Source organism: Micromonospora sp. NPDC003776, from assembly GCF_053605645.1.
On the sequence record NZ_JBSGJR010000825.1, the window covers coordinates 1 to 2,201 of the forward strand.

Genomic DNA, 2,201 nt, shown 5'->3' on the forward strand with positions numbered 1-2,201 from the left:
CACCGGGCCGGGGCAGTGGCCGGGCCAGCCGGCGGGTGCCGGGCAGCCGGGCGGGCCGTACCCGGCCTGGCCGGGGCGTCCACCGCTGCCGCAGCCGCACGGACTGCCGCTCGCCTCGTACGGCGCCCGGCTGGTCGCCCGCCTGATCGACCTGGGCGTGGTGTTCCTGCTCAACGTCGCGGTGAACGGCTGGTTCGTCTGGCGGTACGTCGAGGAGGTCTCGCCCTACCTGCGGGAGTCGTTCCGCCGGGCGCTGGCCGGCAACAGCTCGACCGAGGGGCTGCCCCAGCCCGGCGACCAGGCCGGCGGCCTCCAGATCGTCATCCTGCTGATCGCCACCGCGCTCTGGTTCGCGTACGAGGTGCCCTCGATGGCGGCCCGCGGGCAGACCTTCGGCAAGCGGCTCGTGGGCGTCCGGGCGGTGCCGGTCGAGGCCGACCAGCCGCTCGGCTTCGGCCGGGCCACCCGGCGCTGGACCACCCTCGGTCTGCCCACCATGCTCTGGTACTGCTGCGGGCTGGGCCTGCTGCTCCAGCTCGTCGACGCGGTCTCCCTGCTCTTCGACCAGCCGCTGCGCCAGGCGCTGCACGACAAGCGCGCGCAGACCGTGGTGGTCCAGCTTCCCCGCATCAGGCCCGACACCCGTACCACCCCGCGCGACCGCGCCAACCCCCCGGGAGACACCCCATGACCGAACGCCAGCAGCCACCGGTACGGCTCACCCGCGCCGACCTGGACGCGCTGCCCAACTACGTGCCCGGACGCAGCCCGGCCGACCTGGCCCGCGAGCTGGGCCTGCCCGAGGCGATCAAGCTGGCCAGCAACGAGGTGCCCTACGGCCCGCTGCCGGGCGTGGTGGAGGCGGTCGCCGAGGCGGTCGCCGGTTCGCACCGCTACCCGGACATGGGCGTGGTGGCGCTGCGTCAGGCCCTCGCCGAGCGGTACGGCGTCGACGCCGACCGGATCGCCACCGGCTGCGGGTCGGTGGCGCTGGCCGAGCACCTGGTCCGGGCCACCTGCCTGCCCGGCGACGAGCTGCTCTACTCGTGGCGGTCGTTCGAGGCGTACCCGATCATCGCGGCGACCAGCGGCGCGACCAGCGTGCGGGTGCCGAACGACGCCGGCCACGGGCACGACCTGACCTCGATGGCGGCGGCGGTGACCGACCGGACCCGGATGATCCTGGTCTGCAACCCGAACAACCCGACCGGCACCGCCGTCCGCAAGGCGGAGCTGGACCGCTTCCTCGACGCGGTGCCGGACGACGTGCTCGTGGTGATCGACGAGGCGTACCGGGAGTTCGTCACCGACCCGGAGGTGCCGGACGGCCTCAGCTACCTGGACCGCCCGAACGTGGCGGTGCTGCGCACCCTCTCCAAGGCGTGGGGGCTGGCCGGCCTGCGGATCGGTTGGCTGGTCGCCGAGCCGGCCGTGGCGGCCGCCGTGCGCAAGGTCGTCACGCCCTTCTCCACCAGCATGGCCGCCCAGGCCGGTGCGCTCGCCGCGCTCGCCCAGGCCGACGAGGTGGAGCGCCGATGCGCGCTGGTCGTCGCCGAGCGGGACCGGGTCACCGAGGCGCTGCGCAAGTTCGTCCCGGACGTGCCGTCCAGCCAGGCCAACTTCGTCTGGCTGCCGCTCGGCGACCGGGCCGTGGACTTCGGCCGGGCGTGCGAGGCGCGCGGGGTGATCGTCCGGCCGTTCCCCGGCGACGGGGTCCGGGTCACCATCGGCACGCCGGCCGAGAACGACGCCTTCCTGGCCGCCGCCGAGGCCGCGCTCGCCTGAGGTGTAAGGAAGGGCCCCCTGTTAACGCCTGGCGTTGTACAGGGGGCCCTTGTCAACACGTGCGGCCGTCAGGTCGCGGCGAGCAGCACCGGCTCGGCCATCAGGAAGTACGCCTGGTCGTCGTCGTCCGGGACGGCCCGCTCGCGGGCGCGCTCCACGGCGACGTAGCCGCCCGCCGCGTACGCCCGGCCGAGCTGCCAGCCGGTCCCGTCGCGGCCGATGTTCAGCACGAAGCGGGACCGTTGCGCGCCGGTCGCCGGGTCGAGGGTGACCAGGTCCTTCTGCTCGGTCAGCAGGTGGATCCGGCCCGGTTCGACCGCGATCCAGCAGAAGGTCGACGTGATCGCCTTCTCGCCGGTGGTCGAGTCCGGGTGGGACACCGTGCTCAAGGAGGCCAAGGACGCCAAGATCCCGGT

The 2,201-nt window shown here is 74.1% G+C and carries 2 protein-coding genes and 1 pseudogene; 2 read left to right on the plus strand and 1 reads right to left on the minus strand.

Features of this window, described 5'->3' with window-relative positions:
- Together ACWEVO_RS35365 and hisC are read left to right on the plus strand one after the other, a co-directional pair.
- Positions 1–691: RDD family protein (locus tag ACWEVO_RS35365; RefSeq protein ID WP_452311758.1), on the plus strand; the 691-nt coding region annotated here is incomplete at its 5' end.
- Complete coding sequence (gene hisC / locus ACWEVO_RS35370; protein ID WP_452311759.1) at positions 688–1,785, plus strand: histidinol-phosphate transaminase; 1,098 nt, start codon at positions 688–690, stop codon at positions 1,783–1,785. The genes ACWEVO_RS35365 and hisC, both read left to right, overlap by 4 nt.
- 68 nt (positions 1,786–1,853) lie before the next feature.
- Here hisC and ACWEVO_RS35375 read toward each other — a convergent pair.
- A pseudogene (locus tag ACWEVO_RS35375) lies at positions 1,854–2,201 on the minus strand (PQQ-binding-like beta-propeller repeat protein); the annotation flags it as partial.